The sequence below is a fragment of the Streptomyces sp. R44 genome (assembly GCF_041053105.1).
GTDB lineage: Bacteria > Actinomycetota > Actinomycetes > Streptomycetales > Streptomycetaceae > Streptomyces.
Genome location: NZ_CP163444.1, coordinates 5,932,229 through 5,950,591 on the forward strand (window position 1 = coordinate 5,932,229; position 18,363 = coordinate 5,950,591).

Here is an 18,363-nt window from a genome sequence, read left to right on the forward strand (position 1 = left end):
GGTCATGGCACCTCGGCCTTGTCGGCGAGGTGCCCGTCGACGAAGCAGAGCCGGTACACCGGGATCGCGGCCAGCATCGTGGACCGGTAGTACCGGCACTCGTCCATGCCGCGCGGCTCCGCCGGGGCCCGCGTCGGGCGGCCGTCCAGCGGCCGGTCGGGCCACTCGGCGGTGTTCTCGGCGATCTCCGTGAGCGACTGCCCGATCCGCAGCCGGGCGTAGTCGTCCGGCTCCAGATACGACTGGGCCTGCGTCCACACGGCCACCCCGGCCATCAACAGCCCGAGCGCGACGAGGAGCGCGAGCGGGATCCAGATCGCCCGCGCGAGGCCCTTGCGGACCTCGCGGCGGGCCCGGTCCAGCTCCCGCGCCGAGGTCGGCGCGGCCGGCAGCGGCGCCGGGGCGTTCCGGGGCAGGACGGCCTCCAGGACGAACCCGCCGTCCCCGGCGACCCGGTGCGCCAGCCGGCCGCCCGCGAGGCGCACCCGCTCCCCGAGTCCGACGAGCCCGGTCCCGCCGGAGGGGAGCGTCGCCTCCGCCGCACCGGGGCCGGTGACCACGCGGACCGTCACGTCGGCCGCGTCCTGGGTGACCGCGACCGAGACCGACGCGCCCGGCGCGTGCTTCGCCGCGTTCGTCAGGCCCTCCTGGACGACCCGGTGCAGGGCGAGGCCCGACATGCCCGGCAGCGTCGGCACCGGGGTCGCGCCGAGGGCGACGTCGAGGCCCGACGCGCGGGCCCGCGCCACGAGCTCCTCCACCGTCTCCCCCGACGGGGTCGTCGGCGCCCCGGCGTCGTCCTCCCGCAGCACCCCGATGATGTCCCGCAGCCGGGCCGTCGCGTCCGCCGCCGCCCGCCGCAGCTCACCGGCCGCCTGCTGCTGCGCGGCGCCCAGACCCGGATCGACCTCCAGGGCGCCCGCCCGGACCGCGATCAGGGCCAGGTCGTGGCCCAGGGAATCGTGCATGTCGCCCGCGATCCTGGACCGCTCCCGCAGCCGCTCCCGGTCGGCGACGACCGCCTGCTCCCGCTCCATCCGGTCGGCCAGCTCCCAGCCGCTGCGCACCAGCCGGTCGTACTGGCGCACGTAACGGCCGACCAGCCAGGGCGCCACGACCGCCAGGGCGAGCGTGAGGAGCAGCGTGAACCACTGGCCGAGCGAGGTGTGCGTGACCGTCGTCAGGAGCAGCCCCGCCGCCGCGACCGCGCCGAACAGCCACAGTGCCGCCCGGGTCCGCTCCTCCCGCCGCCCGGCGAGATAGCCGAAGGCCATCAGGGCCAGGCTGTACGAGGCGGTGAACAGCTCCAGGGAGGAGGCGAGGCTCACCGCGACCACGACCGCGATCGGCACCGGCGGCCACCTCCGGCCGACCGCCACGCAGCCGCCGAGCAGCGTCACGCCGATCGCGACCTCGGTCCAGCTTCCGCCGTCGTTCGGGTCCGACCTCAGCAGGACGGGCACGCAGAGCAGGGCCCAGAGCCCCAGGTCGAAGAGGCGCTCACGGACCTGCGCACGTGCCGGCTCACGCACCGGGGACCAGGCCCGCCTCGTACGCCAGGACCGCGAGCTGCACCCGGTTGCGCAGGCCGAGCCTGCCGAGGACCGCGCTCACGTGCGCCTTCACGGTGCCCTCGACCACGTACATGCGGTCCGCGATCTCCTGGTTGGAGAGCCCGGCGCCGAGGAGCGCGACGACCTCCCGCTCCCGTCCCGTGAGCGGCTCCAGGCGGGTGCGCGCCTCGGCCGCGCGGGTGAACCGCTCTCCGCCGAGGGTGTCGATGACCCGCCGGGCGACCGTGGGGGAGAGCGCGGCGCCGCCCCCGGCCACGGCCCGGACCCCGGCGATCAGCTCGCGCGGATCCCCGGACTTGAGGAGGAAGCCGCTGACGCCGCTGCCGAGCGCCCGCGCGATGTAGGCGTCCTCCGAGAAGGTGGTGAGCATGACGACGGCAGCGCCCGGCACCGTCGCGCGCAGTTCCTCCGCCGCGCCGAGCCCGTCGAGCCGGGGCATCCGGATGTCCAGGAGGACGACGTCGGGGCGGTGCTCACGGGCCAGTTCGACGGCCTCGTGCCCGTCGCCGGCCTCGGCGACCACCTCGATCCCGGGGTCGGTGGTGAGGATGGCCCGCACCCCGGCCCGGATCATCGTCTCGTCGTCGGCAAGGAGGACCCTGATCATGTCCGCAACCCTACGCAGACGCGCGGGCGCCCGGAGGGAAGGTTCCCTCCGGGCGCCCGTTGCTTCGTTCCGGCCTTACGGGAAGGTCAGCTTGAAGCTGTTGATGTAGCCGGTGTCGATCGAGGCCTTGTCCTGGACGCGGAGCTTCCAGACGCCGTTGGCGACCTCGGTGGAGGCGTTCACGGTGTAGGTCTGGTTGATGTTGTCCGCGCTGCCGCCGGCCCGGTTGCTCAGGGTGTAGACCGAGCCGTCGGGGGCGATGAGGTCGACGACGAGGTCACCGATGTAGGTGTGGACGATGTCCACGCCGACGGCGAGGTTGCTCGGCGCGTTGCCGGAGACACCCGAGACGGTCAGCGAGGAGGTCACCGCGGCGCCGTTGTCCGGGATGGACACGTCGGCGTCGTTCGTGAACACCGTGCCGCCGCCGGGGCCGCCGGGGCGGGAGCCGACGTTGACCGCGGCCCACGCGTTCTCGACGGCCGCGACCTCGGCGCTGCCGGCGCCGTAGAGCTCGGTGGCCGCCGCGACGGTGCCCGTGCGGGCGCCGGCGTAGTTGGTCGAGGAGTTCCACTTGGTGGTGAGCGCCTTGAACCAGATCAGGCGGGCCTTGTCGATGCCTATGCCGGTGACCGGCAGGCCGTCGGAGGTCGGCGAGTCGTAGCTCACGCCGTTGACGGTCTTGGCGCCGCTGCCCTCGGAGAGCAGGTAGAAGAAGTGGTTCGCCGGGCCCGAGGAGTAGTGGACGTCGATCGAGCCGATGCCCGAGTACCACGCGTCCTTGGACGAGCCGTCCTTGCTCGGCTTGTCCATGTAGCGCAGCGGGGTGCCGTTGCCGCGGATGTCGATCTTCTCGCCGACGAGGTAGTCGCCCTTGTCGTTGGCGTTGTTGGCGTAGAACTCGACGGCCGCCGCCATGATGTCCGAGGTGGCCTCGTTGAGGCCGCCGGACTCACCGCTGTAGACCAGGCCGGCGGTGTTCGAGGTGACGCCGTGCGTCATCTCGTGCGCGGCCACGTCGATGGACGTCAGCGGCTTGGCGTTGTTGGTGCCGTCGCCGTACGTCATGCAGAAGCAGGAGTCGGACCAGAACGCGTTCACGTAGGCGTTGCCGTAGTGGACGCGGGAGTACGCGCCGACGCCGTCGCCGCGGATGCCCGAGCGGCCGTGCACGTTCTTGTAGTAGTCCCACGTGAGGGCGGCACCGTAGTGCGCGTCCGCGCCCGCGGTCTCCTTGTTGGACGCGAGGCCGTTGCCCCAGGTGTCCGTGGTGTTGGAGAACAGCGTCCCGGTGCCCGACGTACCGCCGTTGAGGTTGTACGTCTTGTGGTTGCCGCGGCCGGTGTCGGTCAGCGTGTACGAGGGCGCGGTGCCGAGGGTCACCTGGCCGCTGTACTGCGTGTTGCCGATGCCGGTCTCGATGGCCTGCCACTCGTAGAGCTTCGCGCCGGTGTTCGCGTCCGTCACGACGTGCAGCTCGTTCGGGGTGCCGTCGTGCTGGAGGCCGCCGACGACGGTCTCGTACGCGAGGACGGGCGCGCCCTGGGCCATCCAGACGACCTTGCGCGGGGCGCGGTCGGCGGCGGCCTTCTTGGAGCCCTCCGCGGAGGCGCGGCCGATGGCCTGCTTCTCGGCGGCGGCCGGGGCGACGTCGGCGGCGAGGTCGATGTTCTTGAGCTCGGCGCGGTTCGACTTGATGACGCCCGCGGTGGCGCCGGCCTTCGTCTCGGCGACGATCAGGTCACCGCCGAGGACGGGAAGTCCGGCGTACGTGCGCTCGTAGCGCGTGTGCGTCGTGCCGTCGCGGTCCTGGACGACGTCGCGGACGACGAGCTTCTCCTGGGCGCCGAGGCCGAGGGACTTGGCCGTGGCGGCCTTGTCCGCGTCCGCCGCCTTGATGAGCGCGGCGCGCTGGGCGGGGGAGAGGTCGGCCGGGAGCTTGCCCGGGTTGACCTTGCCGAGGGGCGACGCCGCGGGGGCGGCACCGAAGGTGCCGGCCGAGGCGGTGCCGGCCTGCACACCGAGGGTGAGCATGGCGGCGGCGGCGATCAGAGCGCCGGTCGCGGTGGCGCGACGGCTGGGCGTGGATCTCACGCAGACTCCTTATGCGAGGGGGGTACCGGCGGGCTTGGGTGAGTCCGTCCGGGCGGAGCAAGGAGAGCTGTGGAGCAGGTACTTGTGACGCTTCACCCGGTCGGGCCCGAGACGCCGAAAGTGACGGCGACCCGTTCGGGTGAGGCGGTGAACTGTGGTGCGAACAACCGGGGAGAGAGTGGCAGGAATGACGGGGACCTGTCAGGACCGCATCAGGAAGTTGGCCGGAAATCGTCCGCTGCCCGTACGGTCGTGTTCGTTAACCGGACGTTTCGTCGATCATGGCCGCGATGCCGTCCAACGTTCGGCGGAGCCCGAATTCGAAGAGCGCCTCCAGGTCCAGACCGAAGCCCCCGCCGCTGGTGACCGCCTCCAGCTCCGGGTACGAGCCGCCCGCCTGGATCGCGTCGAACCGTGGCTCATTCTGTTCCATCCACTCGCCGTCGGAGATCCCCGTGTCCTGGCGCGCCTGCTCCTCCAGGTCGTCCGCCATCGACAGGCCCTGGACGTACGCGAAGATCAGAAGATGGGCGTGGAGCTTGTCCGTCGAGGAGAGCGGCGTGCCCCGGAGCGAGCGCAGCACCCACTCCGTGTACGTCATCGCGTTCGGCGTCGCCACCGGCCGCGTGAACGACGCCATCGCATGCGCCATCCACCGGTGCCGGGTGTACACCCCGCGCAGCCAGCGCGCCCCCCGCTCCAGGCCCGTCCGCCAGTCCGCCGGCACCGGACCCAGCGGCACCTCGCCGCACGCCGCGTCCGCGATCAGCCGCACCAGCTCCACCTTGCCCGGCACATGCCGGTACAGCGCCATCGTCGACGTGTTCAGGGCCGTCGCCACCCGGCGCATCGTCAGCGCGTTCAGGCCCTCCGCGTCGGCCAGGTCGAGTGCCGCCCGGACGATGCGGGTCCGGGTGAGCGCCGTCGTGGCCGGCGTCGCCCGTCTCGTCGTGTCCACGACCACCGTGCCCACCCCGGGCTCCATCCGGACCAGGCCCTCCTGACGCAGCGCCGCCAGCGCCTTCGTGGCCGTCGCCATCGCCACGCCCCACTCGCGCGTGATCGCCCGCGTCGACGGGACCCTGTCCCCCGGGGCCAGTTCGCCCGTGTGGACGCGGCGCCGGATCTCGGCCGCGATGGCCCGGTAGGGCGGTTCTGTCGTCATGGGCGCGGAGTGTACTAGTGCACCTGTGGGGTGTACGCGGGCGTGAACTGGGCTGTCGGGGAGCGGTGGTCCGGTGTACTAGGGCGTGCGTGGCCCGTACGCCCCGCCGTTGCTTCGCTGCTCCCATGACAGTCACCGCAGGGCCTTCGACGGCCGCAGAACCCACCCGCGCCGGACGGCGCGAATGGACCGCCCTCGGCGTTCTGATGCTCCCTCTCCTCCTCGTCTCCATGGACGTCTCCGTCCTCTACTTCGCCATCCCGTCCATCGCCGCCGACCTCCGGCCCGGGGCCACCCAGCAGCTGTGGATCCTCGACATGTACGGCTTCGTGCTCGCCGGGCTCCTCGTCACCATGGGCGCCCTCGGCGACCGCGTCGGCCGCCGCAAGCTCCTCCTCCTCGGCGCCGGCCTCTTCGGCGCCGCCTCCCTCGCCGCCGCCTACGCCCACAGCCCCGGCGCCCTCATCGGCGCCCGCGCCCTCCTCGGCGTCGCCGGCGCCTGCCTCATGCCGTCCACCCTCGCCCTGATCCGCACCCTCTTCCAGGACCCGGCCCAGCGCACCAAGGCCGTCACCCTCTGGACCACCGTCATGGCCAGCGGCATCTCCCTCGGGCCCGTCGTCAGCGGCGCGCTCCTCGAACACTTCTGGTGGGGTTCCGTCTTCCTCATCAACCTGCCCGCGATGGCCCTGCTGCTGGTCCTCGCGCCGGTGCTCGTCCCCGAGTCCCGGGGGGCCGTGCGGGGTCCGCGGTTCGACGTCCTCAGCGCCGTGCTCTCGCTCGCCGCGCTGCTGCCGGTCATCTACGGGATCAAGGAGCTCGCCAAGGACGGATGGGCGCCCCTGCCCGCGCTCGGGGTGACCGCCGGGGTGCTCCTCGGGATCGTCTTCGTCCGTCGCCAGGCGCGGCTCGCCGAGCCCCTGATCGACCTGCGGCTCGTCCGTACCCCCGCGTACGGCGGGTCCCTGCTCGTCAACCTGCTCGCCATGGCCGCGACGGTGGGGTTCGCCGTCTTCCTCACCCAGTACCTTCAGTCCGTTCTGGGGCAGAGTCCGCTGGAGGCGGCCCTCTGGAGCCTTGTTCCCACCGGGGGCGTCATGGTCGCCGCGCCCGTCGCGGCGGTGCTCGCGCAGCGGGTCGACCGGGCCGTCGTCATGGGCGGTGGATTCCTCGTGTCCGCCGGGGGGTTCGGGTGGCTCGTGCTCGTCGATCGCGCCACGCCGCTCTGGGTCGTTCTGGTGGGCAGCGCCGTCTACGCCGCCGGGCTCGTCTCCGCGCTGACGCTCGCCAACGAACTCGCCCTCGGCGCCGCGCCGCCCGAGCGCGCCGGTTCCGCCGCCGCCGTGCTCGAAGCGGGGTCCGAGCTCGGCGGGGCGCTCGGGATGGCGCTGCTCGGTGCGGTCGGTGCCGCCGTCTACGGCGCCGCCATGCCCTCCTCGGCGCCCGCCGCCGCCCGGGAGACGCTCGGGGGTGCGCTGGGGTCCGCGCCGTCCGTCGTCGAGGCCGCGCGTGACGCCTTCGTCGAGGCGATGTCCGGTGCCGCCCTGGGGGCCGCCGTGCTGATGCTCCTGGCCGCCACGATGTCGCTGGTGCTCCTGCGGCGGAGGGTCTGACGGGGGTCGTCGGGGACGGGGCGGCTCACCCTCAACCCACCAGGCTGTCCCGCCAGGCCTGGTGCAGGCCCGCGTAGTGGCCCTGGCCCGTCACCAGGGTCTTCGGGTGGCCGTCCTCGACGATCCGGCCCCGCTCCATCACCAGGACCCGGTCCGCCACCTCGACCGTGGACAGACGGTGGGCGATGACGACGGCCGTACGGCCCGCGAGGACCGTGTCCATCGCCCGTTGCACCGCGCGTTCGCCCGGTACGTCCAGGGAGCTCGTCGCCTCGTCCAGGATCAGGACCGCCGGGTCCGCGAGGAGGGCGCGGGCGAAGGCCACCAGTTGGCGCTGGCCGGCGGAGATCCGGCCGCCTCGTTTGCGGACGTCCGTGTCGTAGCCGTCGGGGAGGGTGGTGATGAAGTCGTGCGCCCCGATGGACTTGGCCGCTTCCTCGATCTCGGCCCGGGTCGCCTCCGGGCGGCCGATCGCGATGTTGTCCGCGACCGTGCCGGAGAAGAGGAACGCTTCCTGCGTCACCATCACGACGCTGCGGCGCAGGTCGGGTGTGGTGAGGTCGCGGAGGTCCACGCCGTCCAGCTTCACCTGGCCCGCGGTGGGGTCGTAGAAGCGGGCCAGGAGTTTGGCGAGGGTGGACTTGCCCGCGCCCGTCGCGCCCACGACCGCGACCGTCTGGCCCGGCGGGATCGTCAGGTCGAAGGCGGGGAGGACCTCGCCGCCCGTGCGGTAGGAGAAACCGACGTTCTCGAAGGTGATCTCGCGGCCGCCCGTCCTGGGCGGCAGCTCCCTGGGCGCCGCCGTCTCCGGGACTCCCGGTTCCTGGGCAAGCAGACCGGCGATCTTGGTGAGGGACGCCGCCGCCGACTCGTACGAGTTCAGGAACATGCCCAGGCGGTCGATCGGGTCGTACAGGCGGCGCATGTAGAGCACCGCCGCCGCCAGGACGCCCAGTTCGAGCGTGCCCGCCGCGACGCGGTACGCGCCCCACAGGACCATGCCCGCCACCGCCGTGTTCGCCACCAGGCGGGAGCCCACCACGTAGCGGGCCATTTCGAGGAGGGCGTCGCCGTTGCTGCGCTCATGGCGGTGGTTGAGCGTCCCGAACTCGGCGTCGTTCGCGTTCTCGCGGCGGAACGCGCGGACCGGGCGGATGCCGTTCATCGTCTCCGCGAACTTCACGATCACGCCCGCGATGGCCGTGGAGCGCTCCGCGTACACCCTGCCCGCGCGAGCCCGGTAGAGGCGGATGAGGAGGTACAGGGGCGCGAAGGACGCCACGGCCACGGCTCCGATGCCCCAGTCCAGCCAGAGGAGGACCAGGGAGATCGACGCGAAGGAGAGCACGACGCCGATCAGTTCCTGGAGGCCCTCCGAGAGCAGTTCCCGCAGTGACTCGACGTCGGTCGTCGAGCGGGAGATGAGGCGGCCCGAGGTGTACCGCTCGTGGAAGTCGACGCTCAGTCGTTGGGCGTGGCGGAAGATGCGGCCGCGCAGGTCGAGCAGCACGTCCTGGTTGATCCTCGCCGCGCCGCGGACGAACGTGTACTGGAGGACGCCGGAGAGGGACGCACAGAAGAGGTAGCCGAGCGCCACGGCGATCACCGGGCCGTGGTCCCCCTGGCGGAAGGCCGGGACGGCTCGGTCGATGGCGTACGCGACGAGCAGCGGGCCCGCCTGCAGCGCCGTCTCCCTGACCAACAGGATCAGGGACAGGATCACGAGACGCGTGCGGTGGGCGGTCAGGAGGGAGCGGAGGAGTCTTCCTGTCGCTCCCTCGGGGGCCGGCAGGTCGTCCTGGTCGAAGGGGTCGTCCGTCGTCGTCATCGGTTCTCGGTCCCTTCCCCGGACATCAGCCAGGCGTACTCGGCGCTGCTGCGCAGCAGCTCCTGATGGGTGCCCACGGCCGCGATCCTGCCCCGTGAGAGCAGCGCGACCCGGTCGGCGAGCATCACCGTCGACGGGCGGTGCGCCACGACCAGGGCCGTCGTCTCCCTGAGGACCTCCCGCAGCGCCGCCTCGACCCGGGCCTCCGTGTGGACGTCGAGCGCCGAGAGCGGGTCGTCCAGGACCAGGAACCGGGGCCTGCCCACGACCGCGCGGGCCAGGGCCAGGCGTTGCCGCTGGCCGCCCGACAGGCTCAGGCCCTGCTCGCCGACCTGGGTCGCCGTGCCGTCCGGGAGCCGGTCGACGAAGCCGTCCGCCTGGGCGATGCCCAGGGCGCGGCGCAGCTCCGGGTCGCCCGCTTCCTCCGCGCCCATCAGGACGTTCTCGCCGACGCTCGCCGAGAACAGCGTCGGCTCCTCGAACGCCATCGAGACGAGGGAGCGGAGCCTCCGCCGCTCCATGAGGGCGATGTCCTCGCCGTCCAGGAGGATGCGGCCCGTCGTCGCCTCGTGCAGGCGCGGTACGAGGGCGGTGAGCGTCGTCTTGCCGGAGCCCGTGCCGCCCACCAGGGCCAGCGTCTCGCCCGGGCGGATGTGGAGGTCGACGCCGTCCAGGACGGGGGGCGCGTCGGCGGGGGCGTCCGGGTAGCGGAAGGTGACGCCTTCGAAGCGGACCCCGTCGTGGGGGGTGCCGGTGCCGGTGCCGGTGTCGCCCGTCGTCTCCGGTTCCTCCGGTGCGTCCATCACCTCGAAGTACCGTTCCGTCGCGGTCGCCGCCTCCTTGCTCATCGCCAGCAGGAAGCCGATCGACTCCACCGGCCAGCGCAGCGCCAGGGCCGTCGACAGGAACGCGACCAGGGTGCCGGCGGAGAGTCTCCCGTCCGCGACCTGCACCGTCCCCAGGACGAGGGCCGCCCCGATGGCCAGTTCCGGCAGGGCGGTGATGACCGCCCAGATCATGGCGAGCAGCCGGGCCTTGGCGAGTTCCGTACCGCGGAGGTGTTCGGCGAGTTCCCGGAACGCCCGGGCCTGGCTGCGGTGCCGGCCGAAGCCCTTCACGATCCGGATGCCGAGGACGCTCTCCTCGACGACCGTCGTCAGATCGCCGACCTGGTCCTGGGCCCTGCGCGCCACCGATCCGTACCGGCGCTCGAAGAGGTGGGAGACCAGGACGAGGGGGAGCACGGGCGTCAGCAGGACCAGGCCGAGGGACCAGTCCTGGGTGAGGAGGAGGACGTAACCGGCGAGGATCGTCACGCCGTTGACCAGGAGGAAGGTCAGGGGGAACGCCAGGAACATCCGGACCAGCATCAGGTCCGTCGTCCCGCGCGACAGGAGCTGTCCCGACGGCCAGCGGTCGTGGAACGCGATCGGGAGGCGCTGGAGTCTGCCGTACAGGTCGGCGCGCATGCGTGCCTCGACGTGGGACAGCGGGCGCGCCACCAGCCAGCGGCGGAAGCCGAAGAGGACGGCCTCGGTGATGCCCAGGAGGAGCAGGTACAGCGCTCCGAGCCAGACGCCTCCGGGGTCCCGGTCGGTGATGGGGCCGTCCACCAGCCACTTGAGGACGAGCGGGATGACGAGCGACAGACAGGACGCGACGATCGCGACGAACGCGGCCGTGAACAGCCGGCCCCGCACGGGCCTCACGTACGGCCAGAGACGGAGCAGGACACGGACCGTCGAGCGGTCGGGGGGCGGGGGCAGCGGTTTCTCGGGCATCAGGTCCGACCATACGGTTCACCACTGACGTGGCTCATCCGGTTTTCGGTCGTACCCCGGCATCGACCGATCGGCTGATGCCGGTTCGAGCGCGATGGCCGATGGCCGGGGTTCCACGGGCCCGCCAGGCTGGGCGCATGACAGCGATCGAGGTGCGGGGACTGCACAAGACGTATGGCGGCCGGACGGTCGTCGACGGGGTGTCGTTCGAGGTCGGCGAGGGGGAGGTCTTCGGGATCCTCGGCCCCAACGGCGCCGGCAAGACCACCACCGTCGAGTGCGTGGAAGGACTGCGGATCCCCGACGGAGGGTCCGTGCGGGTCTGCGGGTACGACCCCGTCGCCGAGCGGGACGAGGTCACCCGGGTGCTCGGTGTGCAGCTCCAGCAGAGCGCGCTGCAGGCCAGGCTCACCGTCGGTGAGGCGCTCGCCCTGTACGCCTCCTTCCACGAGCGGCCCGTCGACCGGTACGCGCTGGCCGAACGGCTCGGTCTCGCGCCGCATCTGCGGACCCGGTTCGGGAAGCTGTCCGGGGGGCAGCAGCAGCGGTTGTTCATCGCCCTCGCGTTGATCGGTGGTCCCCGCGTCGTCGTTCTCGACGAGCTCACCACCGGGCTCGACCCGCGGGCCCGGCGGGAGGTGTGGGCGCTCGTCGAGTCCCTCCGGGACGCCGGGGTGACCGTGCTGCTCGTCACCCACTTCATGGAGGAGGCCCAGCGGCTCTGCGACCGGATCGCCCTGCTCGACCGGGGGCGGATCGCCGCGCTCGACACCCCCGGCGGGCTCATCGGGCGCACGTCCGCCGCCAAGGAGATCTCCTTCGACGCCGGCACCCCGATCGCCCCCGACTCCTTGCGCGCCCTCCCCGGTGTCGTCTCCGTCCGGACGGCCGAGGGGCGGACCCTCGTCGGCGGGACCGACGAGACCGTCGCAGCCTTCGTCTCCCTGCTCGCCCGCGAGGGCGTCACCGCCGGACAGCTCCGGGTCGCCGACGCCTCCCTCGACGACGCCTACCTCGACCTGACGGGAACCGACCGATGAGTACCTCCAGCGCTTCCCTGGCCGTTCTTCGGACCGAGGCCCGTCTCTTCGGGCGTGAACCCGCCGCCCTGTTCTGGGTGATGATCGCGCCCACCCTGCTGCTCGCGATCCTCGGCGGCCTCGTCCCCTCGTTCCGGGAGGCCTCCGCGGACCTCGGCGGGCGGCGGATGGTCGATCTGTACGTGCCGGTCGCCGTGCTCTTCGCTCTGATCATGGCCGCGATCCAGGCGATGCCACCCGTGCTGTCGGGGTATCGCGAGCGGGGAATCCTGCGGCGGATGTCCACGACGCCCGTACGTCCCCGGGCGCTGCTCGCCGCGCAGCTCGTCCTGCACGGAGCGGCCGCCGTCGTCTCGTCGGTGCTGGTGATCGCGGTCGGGCGGACGGCCTTCGGTGTCGCGCTGCCGGAGAACGTCGTGGGGTACGGGCTCGCGCTGGTGCTCGCCGTCGCCGGCGGGCTCGCCCTGGGGGCCACCGTGTGCGCCGTCTCCCGCAACCAGAAGACGGCCACCGCGGTCGGCACCGCGGTCTTCTTCCCCATGATGTTCACGGCCGGCGTCTGGGTGCCGGTCCAGGCCATGCCGGATACCCTGCAGCGGATCGTCGGGCTCACGCCGCTCGGCGCCGCCTCCGAGGCCCTCGACGCGGCCGCCTCGGGCGGCCGGCCCGGCTGGGCCGCGCTCGGGGTGATGGCCCTGTGGGCCGTCGCGCTGACCGGTGCCTCGGTGCGCTGGTTCCGCTGGGAGTGAGGGGAGGCGGGGTGCCCACCACCGTCGAGGAGCGCTGGCGGCAGTTCTTCCGCTGGGGGCCGTACGGACTGCTCGGCATCGCCACCGTCATCGCCGGGGCGTCCGCGGAGCTGTTCATGGACCGTACGCGGACGGTCGCGGCCGGCTGCCTGGTGGCGGCGGCGCTCCTCCTCCAGGTGGTGTGGACGCTGCGATGCGGGCGCATCGTCGCCGCGGAGGGATGGGGGCCCGAGACACCGGAGGGCGGGCCCGTGCTCGTGCCCGCGGCTCCCGGGCCCGCCTCCGTCGCCCACTTCGTCCTCCGCACCGGGATCGCCTTCGCGCTGACCTGGCTCAACCCCTTCTTCGCCGTCTACGCCTGCGTCGGCTACTTCGACGCCGTCCACCTGCTGCCCCGCCGCCTCGCCCGCGCCGGGCTCCTCGTCACCGCCGTCACCATGGCCGGCTCCCAGTCCGGCGGACTGCCGCCCGCCTCCCTCGTGCAGTGGCTCGCCCTCGGCGGCCTCCTCGCCCTCAACGCCGCCCTCTCGCTCGGCTTCTCCCACCTCGCCACGAAGGACGCCGAGAAGGCCGCCGAGCGGGCCGCCACCATCGCCGAACTCGGCCGCGCCAACAGCCGTCTCGAACAGGCCCTCGCCGAGAACTCGGCCCTCCAGGCCCAGCTCCTCCTCCAGGCCCGGGAAGCCGGCGTCGCCGACGAGCGGCGCCGGCTCGCCGCCGAGATCCACGACACCATCGCGCAGGGCCTCACCGGAGTCGTCACCCAGCTCCAGGCCGCGTCCGCCGCGCCCGACCGGGAGCGCGCCGAGGCGCACCTGCGGCGGGCCGCCGACCTCGCCCGGCACAGCCTCGGCGAGGCCCGCCGCTCCGTGCGGAACCTCGGCCCGGTCGCCCTGGAACACGACGACCTCCCGGAGGCCCTCCGCAAGACGGTCGCCGACTGGGCCGAACGCACCGGCGTCGACACCCGGTTCACCGTGACCGGCACCGAGGCCCCGCTGCACGACGAGGTCGCCGCCACGCTGCTGCGGATCGCCCAGGAGGCCCTGTCCAACGCCGCCCGCCACTCCGGGGCCGCGCGGGCCGGCGTCACCCTCTCCTACATGGGCGACGAGATCACCCTGGACGTACGGGACGACGGCCGCGGCTTCGACCCGCTCGCCCGGCCCGAACACCACCGGGACGGGGGCGGGTTCGGGCTCGACGGCATGCGGGCCCGTGCCGAGCGCCTCGCCGGGACGGTCACCGTGGAGGCCGCGCCGGGCGAAGGCACGGCCGTCTCCGCTCGCGTACCGTTGGGGCCCTCATGACCGACATCACGCTTCTGATCGTCGACGACCACCCCGTCGTACGGGACGGCCTGCGCGGCATGTTCGCCGCCGAGGGCTCCGGCTTCCGCGTCCTCGACGAGGCCGGCGACGGCGTCCGGGGCGTCGAACTCGCCCTGGAACTCGACCCGGACGTGGTGCTGATGGACCTGCGGATGCCGGGCGGCGGCGGGGTGGACGCGATCGCCGAGCTCACCCGGCGGGGTGCCCGCGCCAGGGTCCTCGTCCTCACCACGTACGACACGGACACCGACACCCTCCCGGCGATCGAGGCCGGTGCCACCGGGTACCTCCTGAAGGACGCGCCCCGTGAGGAGCTGTTCGCGGCGGTACGGGCAGCCGCGGAGGGCCGCACGGTCCTGTCGCCGACCGTCGCGTCGCGCCTGGTGACGGCCGTCCGCTCGCCTGCCCCGGACACGGCCCTCTCCGCCCGCGAGAGCGAGATCCTGGCGCTGGTGGCGAAGGGCACGGGCAATCGGGCGATCGCGGCGGAGCTGTTCATCAGCGAGGCGACGGTGAAGACGCACCTCACCCACATCTACGCCAAGCTGGGCGTGAACGACCGCGCGTCGGCGGTCGCCACGGGCTACGAACGCGGCATCCTGGGCGGCGCCTGACCCAGCCCCGTGTGGGCCCGCGCCCGCGTCGGGCGGCGCCCCGGCCCACCCCCGTGTGGGCAATCGTCCCGCTGGGGCGGGACGGGTGGGCACACGGGACGGCGCGCCCAGCGGCGCCTCCGCGTTCCGCGCCCCGACCCGCACCACGTTGCGCGGCGCACCAGGGGTGCGGGTTCAGGCTCGGGAGCCTCTGGCGCCGGCAAGGGCGCCGTTCCGTTGTGCCCACCCGTTCCGCCCCGGCGGAACGCATGCCCACAACGGGGGGCGTCGTGCTCACTCGCGGACCCGCAGCAGGATCATCGAGCGTGCCCCCACCGTGATCACCCCGCCCCCCGGATGCTCCGTGCCCGGGGCTCCCGACTGGTCCTCCGCCGCCGTGTCCACCAGGAGTTCGTACGTCGCCGCCCACGGCGGTCCCGGGAGGTGGAAGTCCAGGGGCCGGGGCCCGGCGTGGAGGACGGCGAGGAAGCTGTCGTCGGTGATCTGTTCGCCCCGCGCGTCCCGGCCCGGGATGTCGCGGCCCGACAGGTAGAGCCCGAGCGTCGCCGTCGGCGCGTACCAGTCCCGTTCCGTCATCTCCGTGCCCTCGGCGGTGAACCAGGCCAGGTCCCGCAGCCCGTCCGCGCCCTGCGGCCGGCCGGAGAAGAAGGCCCGGCGGCGGAGGACCGGGTGGCGGTTGCGGAGGGCGAGGAGGCGGCGGGTGAGGGCGAGGAGGCCGTGCCGGCCCGGGTCTTCCGGGAGCGTCCAGTCCAGCCAGCCGAGTGCGTTGTCCTGGCAGTACGCGTTGTTGTTGCCGCCCTGGGTCCGGCCCATCTCGTCGCCCGCGACGAGCATCGGGACCCCGGTGGAGAGCAGGAGCGTGGTGAGGAGGTTGCGCTGCTGGCGGAGCCGCAGGGTGTTGATGGCGGGGTCGTCCGTCTCGCCCTCCGTTCCGCAGTTCCACGACCGGTTGTCGTGCGTGCCGTCCCGGTTGCCCTCGCCGTTCGCCTCGTTGTGCTTGCGTTCGTACGTCACCAGATCGCGCAGCGTGAAGCCGTCGTGTGCCGTGACGAAGTTGACCGAGGCGTACGGCCGCCGCCCGCCCCAGGCGTACAGGTCGCTGGAGCCGGAGAGCCGGTAGCCGAGGTCCCGGACGTCGGGCAGCGCCCCGCGCCAGAAGTCCCGCACGGCGTCCCGGTAGCGGTCGTTCCATTCCGTCCAGAGCGGAGGGAAGGCGCCCACCTGATAGCCGCCGTTGCCCACGTCCCACGGCTCGGCGATGAGTTTCACGCGGCGCAGGACCGGGTCCTGGGCGATCACCGCCAGGAAGGGGGACAGCATGTCGACGTCGTGCATCGAGCGGGCCAGCGCCGCCGCCAGGTCGAAGCGGAAGCCGTCGACGCCCATCTCCGTGACCCAGTAGCGCAGGGAGTCGGTGATGAGCCGGAGGACCTGCGGCTGCACGACGTGCAGGGTGTTGCCGCAGCCCGTGTAGTCGGCGTACCGGCGGGCGTCGGACTGGAGGCGGTAGTAGCCGCGGTTGTCGATGCCCTTCAGCGACAGCGTGGGGCCCAGTTCGCCCGCCTCCGCCGTGTGGTTGTAGACGACGTCGAGGATGACCTCGATCCCCGCCGCGTGCAGCGCCCGCACCATCCGTTTGAACTCGCCGACCTGCTGCCCGGCCGTTCCCGAGGAGGAGTAGCCGGCGTGCGGGGCGAAGTAGCCGACGGAGTTGTAGCCCCAGTAGTTCCGCAGGCCGCGCCGGAGCAGGTGGTCCTCGTGCGCGAACTGGTGCACCGGGAGCAGTTCCACCGCCGTCACGCCCAGGCGGACCAGGTGGTCGATCGCGGCGGGGTGCGCGAGGCCCGCGTAGGTGCCCCGGAGGTGCTCCGGGATGCCGGGGTGCTGTCGGGTGAAGCCCTTGACGTGCAGTTCGTAGATGACCGAGTCCTGCCAGGGCGTCTTGGGCCTGCGGTCGTCGGACCAGTCGTCGTCGTCATGGACGACGACCCCCTTCGGCACGTACGGGGCGGAGTCCCGCTCGTCGCGGACGGTGTCGGCCACGTGCTGCTGCGGCCAGTCCCGGACGTGGCCGTACACCTCGGCGGGCAGGGCGAAGTCACCGTCGACGGCCCGCGCGTACGGGTCGAGGAGCAGCTTCGCCGGGTTCCAGCGGGCACCCGTCCACGGGTCCCAGCGGCCGTGCACCCGGTAGCCGTACCGCTGTCCGGGGCCGATGCCCGGCACGAAGCCGTGCCAGATCTCGTGGGTCAGTTCGGTCAGCGGGAGGCGTGTCTCCGTCCCGTCCGGGGCGAAGAGGCACAGTTCCACCGCCTCCGCGCCGCCCGCCCACAGGGCGAAGTTGGTGCCCGTCACCCCGTCGGGGCCGACCCGGCAGCGGGCCCCCAGGGGGGTCGGCGCCCCCGGCCACACGGGTGGCCCGGCCCGCTCCAGGGCATGCTCCTGTACCGCCTCCTGCTCGGCTGCGCTCGCCACCGTCCCGGCCTCCCGCGGCTCGTCGGGCCCGCACCCGGGGGAGCGGCGGCGTCCCGGCCGCCGCTCCCGCGCGTGGTTCTCCCCCTGTTCTGCCCGCACGGCCGTGCTCCCAACATGACCCGCACGCACGTTTCCCCTGGAGGGTGGCCGTCGTTGGGCCGGGCGTGACATGCGTATGGAAGCGGGCGAGGCACGCCCTCGTGGTGGCGGGACTGATGGCGGGGCTTGCGGGCTGCACCGGGACGGACGGCGGTGGCGGCATCGACATCAGCCTGCCCGGGAAGGCGCGGGCCCCGGGCGATGTCATCCGGGTGAGTCCGGAGGACGGCAGCAAGGCGGTGCCGGCGGACGGGCCCGTCGAGGTGAAGGTGGACAGCGGGCGGCTCGAACGGGTGACGGTCGTCCAGGTCGAGGACGGCCGGCGGGCCGCGGTCGCCGGGGAGATCTCGGCGGACGGCCTGCGCTGGCGGCCCCGGCCGGACACCCGGCTCGCGCTGGCCGCCAAGTACAGCGTGGACGCGGTCGCGCTCGACGCGCACGGGCGCCGCTCGGCCCGGCACACCGTCTTCACCACCGTGGTGCCCGAGTCCCGCTTCATCGGCTACTTCAAGCCGGAGAACCGTTCCACGGTGGGCACCGGGATGATCGTCTCCTTCGGTTTCAACATGCCGATCGAGAACCGGGCCGAGGTCGAGCGGGCCATCCGCGTCACCTCGGAGCCGCCGGTGGAGGTCGTCGGCCACTGGTTCGGCAAGGAGCGGCTCGACTTCCGGCCCGCCGCGTACTGGCGGCCCGGCACGAAGGTCACGGTCGAGCTGGGGCTGCGGGACGTCGAGGGGGCGCCCGGGGTGTACGGCATCCAGCGCAAGACGGTCGGGTTCACCGTCGGCCGCTCCCAGGTCTCCCTGGTCGACGCCGCCGCGCACACCATGGAGGTCCGCAGGGACGGCGAGGTCCTCGCCACCGTGCCGATCACCGCGGGCGCGCCGAAGACCACCACGTACAACGGGAAGATGGTCGTCACCGAGCTGTACGACGTGACCCGGATGGACGGCAGGACGGTCGGCTTCGGCGGCGAGTACGACATCAAGGACGTGCCGCACGCCATGCGCCTCACCGACTCGGGGACCTTCCTGCACGGCAACTACTGGGCCGCCGCCTCCACCTTCGGTTCCGCCAACGTCAGCCACGGTTGTGTCGGCCTCCGCGACGAGAAGGGCGGCAGCGCGGACTCGCCCGCGGGCTGGTTCTTCGACCGGACGCTCATCGGGGACGTGGTGGAGGTGGTCAACTCCAAGGACAAGGAGGTCGACCCGGACAACGGTCTCGGGGGCTGGAACCTGGAGTGGGGCGAGTGGAAGGCCGGTTCCGCGTTGTCGTGACCTCCCCTCCCCCGTATCACGCCGACTGGGACTGAACGGTGACATTCGCGAGGAACTTTCGTGTCCTGCGGTGTGATTATCTAGCGCTGTGTGCGCGAGTGAATGCGCAC

13 protein-coding genes are annotated in these 18,363 nt (G+C 72.9%); 6 read left to right on the forward strand and 7 right to left on the reverse strand.

What is annotated here, in order from left to right:
• Positions 1 to 2: 2 nt before the first annotated feature.
• The 4 genes from AB5J54_RS27730 to AB5J54_RS27745 all read right to left on the reverse strand — a co-directional run bounded on the left by AB5J54_RS27730 (position 3) and on the right by AB5J54_RS27745 (position 5,440).
• On the reverse strand, positions 3 to 1,532 hold the full coding sequence (locus tag AB5J54_RS27730; RefSeq protein ID WP_369146621.1) for a sensor histidine kinase: 1,530 nt from the start codon (positions 1,530 to 1,532) through the stop codon (positions 3 to 5).
• The gene (locus AB5J54_RS27735) at positions 1,525 to 2,181 is read right to left on the reverse strand and encodes a response regulator (protein WP_369146622.1); all 657 of its coding nucleotides are present in this window, start codon (positions 2,179 to 2,181) and stop codon (positions 1,525 to 1,527) included. The genes AB5J54_RS27730 and AB5J54_RS27735 overlap by 8 nt, the downstream gene beginning before the upstream one ends.
• A 75-nt stretch (positions 2,182 to 2,256) precedes the next feature.
• Positions 2,257 to 4,275, reverse strand: a complete 2,019-nt coding sequence (locus AB5J54_RS27740) for a M4 family metallopeptidase (RefSeq protein ID WP_369146624.1) — start codon at positions 4,273 to 4,275, stop codon at positions 2,257 to 2,259.
• A 259-nt stretch (positions 4,276 to 4,534) separates the two neighbouring features.
• On the reverse strand, positions 4,535 to 5,440 hold the full coding sequence (locus tag AB5J54_RS27745; protein ID WP_369146625.1) for a TetR/AcrR family transcriptional regulator C-terminal domain-containing protein: 906 nt from the start codon (positions 5,438 to 5,440) through the stop codon (positions 4,535 to 4,537).
• 125 nt (positions 5,441 to 5,565) lie between these two features.
• On the opposite strand from AB5J54_RS27745, the gene AB5J54_RS27750 reads away from it, so the two are divergent.
• Positions 5,566 to 7,053, forward strand: a complete 1,488-nt coding sequence (locus tag AB5J54_RS27750) for an MFS transporter (RefSeq protein ID WP_369146626.1) — start codon at positions 5,566 to 5,568, stop codon at positions 7,051 to 7,053.
• 31 nt (positions 7,054 to 7,084) lie between these two features.
• On the opposite strand, the gene AB5J54_RS27755 is transcribed toward AB5J54_RS27750, so the two are convergent.
• Positions 7,085 to 8,881: an ABC transporter ATP-binding protein gene (locus AB5J54_RS27755; protein ID WP_369146627.1), complete on the reverse strand. Its 1,797-nt coding sequence runs from the start codon at positions 8,879 to 8,881 to the stop codon at positions 7,085 to 7,087.
• Complete coding sequence (locus AB5J54_RS27760) at positions 8,878 to 10,662, reverse strand: ABC transporter ATP-binding protein (RefSeq protein ID WP_369146628.1); 1,785 nt, start codon at positions 10,660 to 10,662, stop codon at positions 8,878 to 8,880. Before AB5J54_RS27760 ends, AB5J54_RS27755 begins: the two co-directional genes overlap by 4 nt.
• A gap of 137 nt (positions 10,663 to 10,799) precedes the next feature.
• Between AB5J54_RS27760 and AB5J54_RS27765 the strand changes: the two genes are divergently transcribed.
• From AB5J54_RS27765 to AB5J54_RS27780, 4 genes are read left to right on the forward strand one after another with little or no spacing between them, the layout of a single operon-like run.
• Positions 10,800 to 11,702, forward strand: a complete 903-nt coding sequence (locus AB5J54_RS27765) for an ABC transporter ATP-binding protein (RefSeq protein WP_369146629.1) — start codon at positions 10,800 to 10,802, stop codon at positions 11,700 to 11,702.
• Positions 11,699 to 12,451, forward strand: a complete 753-nt coding sequence (locus AB5J54_RS27770) for an ABC transporter permease (protein ID WP_369146630.1) — start codon at positions 11,699 to 11,701, stop codon at positions 12,449 to 12,451. The genes AB5J54_RS27765 and AB5J54_RS27770 overlap by 4 nt, the downstream gene beginning before the upstream one ends.
• A gap of 11 nt (positions 12,452 to 12,462) precedes the next feature.
• Complete coding sequence (locus AB5J54_RS27775) at positions 12,463 to 13,761, forward strand: ATP-binding protein (protein ID WP_369146631.1); 1,299 nt, start codon at positions 12,463 to 12,465, stop codon at positions 13,759 to 13,761.
• Positions 13,758 to 14,396, forward strand: coding sequence for a response regulator (locus AB5J54_RS27780; protein ID WP_369146632.1), 639 nt, complete (start codon positions 13,758 to 13,760; stop codon positions 14,394 to 14,396). Before AB5J54_RS27775 ends, AB5J54_RS27780 begins: the two co-directional genes overlap by 4 nt.
• A 273-nt stretch (positions 14,397 to 14,669) precedes the next feature.
• Here AB5J54_RS27780 and glgX read toward each other — a convergent pair whose 3' ends face one another.
• Positions 14,670 to 16,871 (reverse strand): glycogen debranching protein GlgX, encoded by a 2,202-nt coding sequence (gene glgX / locus AB5J54_RS27785; protein ID WP_369149471.1) that lies wholly within the window; start codon positions 16,869 to 16,871, stop codon positions 14,670 to 14,672.
• A 215-nt stretch (positions 16,872 to 17,086) separates the two neighbouring features.
• Between glgX and AB5J54_RS27790 the strand changes: the two genes are divergently transcribed.
• Entirely contained in the window at positions 17,087 to 18,253 is a 1,167-nt protein-coding gene (locus tag AB5J54_RS27790; RefSeq protein ID WP_369146633.1) for an Ig-like domain-containing protein, read from the forward strand.
• The last annotated feature ends 110 nt before the right edge of the window (positions 18,254 to 18,363 follow it).

What these genes read in the sequence shown, in the direction of transcription:
- AB5J54_RS27735 (WP_369146622.1), bottom strand. Translation starts at nt 2,181, where the DNA reads ATGATCAGGGTCCTCCTTGCCGACGACGAGACGATGATCCGGGCCGGG.
- AB5J54_RS27745 (WP_369146625.1), bottom strand. Translation starts at nt 5,440, where the DNA reads ATGACGACAGAACCGCCCTACCGGGCCATCGCGGCCGAGATCCGGCGC.
- AB5J54_RS27750 (WP_369146626.1), top strand. Translation starts at nt 5,566, where the DNA reads ATGACAGTCACCGCAGGGCCTTCGACGGCCGCAGAACCCACCCGCGCC.
- AB5J54_RS27755 (WP_369146627.1), bottom strand. Translation starts at nt 8,881, where the DNA reads ATGACGACGACGGACGACCCCTTCGACCAGGACGACCTGCCGGCCCCC.
- AB5J54_RS27760 (WP_369146628.1), bottom strand. Translation starts at nt 10,662, where the DNA reads ATGCCCGAGAAACCGCTGCCCCCGCCCCCCGACCGCTCGACGGTCCGT.
- AB5J54_RS27765 (WP_369146629.1), top strand. Translation starts at nt 10,800, where the DNA reads ATGACAGCGATCGAGGTGCGGGGACTGCACAAGACGTATGGCGGCCGG.
- AB5J54_RS27770 (WP_369146630.1), top strand. Translation starts at nt 11,699, where the DNA reads ATGAGTACCTCCAGCGCTTCCCTGGCCGTTCTTCGGACCGAGGCCCGT.
- AB5J54_RS27780 (WP_369146632.1), top strand. Translation starts at nt 13,758, where the DNA reads ATGACCGACATCACGCTTCTGATCGTCGACGACCACCCCGTCGTACGG.
- AB5J54_RS27790 (WP_369146633.1), top strand. Translation starts at nt 17,087, where the DNA reads ATGGCGGGGCTTGCGGGCTGCACCGGGACGGACGGCGGTGGCGGCATC.